Source organism: Chromobacterium fluminis (assembly GCF_011602385.1).
In the GTDB taxonomy this organism is placed as follows: domain Bacteria; phylum Pseudomonadota; class Gammaproteobacteria; order Burkholderiales; family Chromobacteriaceae; genus Chromobacterium; species Chromobacterium fluminis.
On sequence record NZ_JAAOMA010000111.1, the window covers coordinates 1 to 1,330 of the forward strand.

At 60.7% G+C, this 1,330-nt stretch carries 1 protein-coding gene; it reads right to left on the reverse strand.

What is annotated here, in order from left to right; all coding sequences use genetic code 11:
- Positions 1 to 37: 37 nt before the first annotated feature.
- Positions 38 to 1,260, reverse strand: a protein-coding gene (locus tag HA052_RS27060; RefSeq protein ID WP_206119078.1) for an IS3 family transposase whose coding sequence is annotated in 2 segments (ribosomal slippage) — positions 38 to 921 and positions 921 to 1,260 — 1,224 coding nt in all. Because the reading frame shifts where the segments join, the coding sequence is not laid out codon by codon here.
- Between the last annotated feature and the right edge of the window lie 70 nt (positions 1,261 to 1,330).

Below are 1,330 nucleotides of genomic sequence, written 5' to 3' on the forward strand. Positions count from 1 at the left end.
TGGATTTGCCCCCGTATCTCAGGACACCAACCCACCCTTAGGTTGATGTTGCCGCCAGCAGCCTGAACTCTCGTGGGGAGCGGTATTTCAGCGCGCTGTGCGGGTGGTTCTCGTTGTAATGCTCGAAGGCTATGCCAAGATTGCGCAGGGCCGTGGCGGCGTCCGGTTTCGGCATCTGGGACACGTAGTCCCGCTTGATAGTCTTTACCAGACTCTCCGCCATGCCATTGCTCTGCGGGCTGCGCACCGGCGTCGTTACCGGTTCAAGGCCCAGCTGCCGCGCAAATATTCGAGTCGTAGCTGCCGTGTAGGCCGAACCGTTATCACTGAGCCACTCTATCGGCACCGATGGTTTATCCAAGCCCAGGCGCTTCTCTACGGCTTCCAGCATCACATTCTGCACGTCGTCACTCCGATAGCCGGCAGTGCCGGCCACCCAGCTCATGACCTCTCGGTCACAGCAGTCCAGCGCGAAGGTGACGCGGAGCTTTTCGCCATCATCACAATTCACCTCGAAACCATCGGAGCACCAGCGGGTGTTACTAGCCGCCACGGCGATACGGCCCTCGTGCCGGCGTGATACCCCAGCTTGTTTCCGCCGGCGACTCAGCAGCAAGCCATGCTGCTTCATCACCCGGTAGACCCGTTTGGCGTTAACCGGTGGCTGCGCGCGGGCCTCCCGCTGTCGCCGTAATAGCCCCCAAGCTCGACGGTAGCCATAGCTGGGCAAGCCGCCAATCAGCGTCTTCAGGTCTGCCACCAGCTCCGTATCATCGGGCTGCCGATGCTGGCGCCCATCGCGCCAATCCGCAAGGCGTTGACTTCGGGCGGCCAGATGGGAGCGCGCTACGCCAAGGCAGTGACTAACCCGTTTCACTGCCCGTCCTCCGGCAACAAGGGCGAGCGCGCAATCCATTTTCGCGAGCGGGCAACCTCCACGGCTTCCTTGAGAATCTCCGCTTCCATGGTCTTTTTGCCCAGCAGGCGCTGCAACTCACGGATTTGCTTCATCGCTTCGGCCAACTCCGAGGCCGGTACCACCGCTTCGCCGGCACTGACTGCAGACAGGCTGCCATCCTGGTGAAGCTTGCGCCAATGGAAAAGCTGATTCGGGTTGATGCCGTGGCGTCGTGCAACCAGTGACACCGTCTGGCCGGGCTCGAAGCTTTCTCGAACCATGGCCAGTTTTTCTTCGACGGACCAGCGCCGGCGGCGTTCTGGCCCCAGAACCTCGATGGAGGATTTGTTAGTGTGAGTCATAAACACAGTCGTATGCCTATCCCTTAGTTTAAGGGGGAAACGGTGTCCTGTGTTTCAGGGGGCTCGTCCA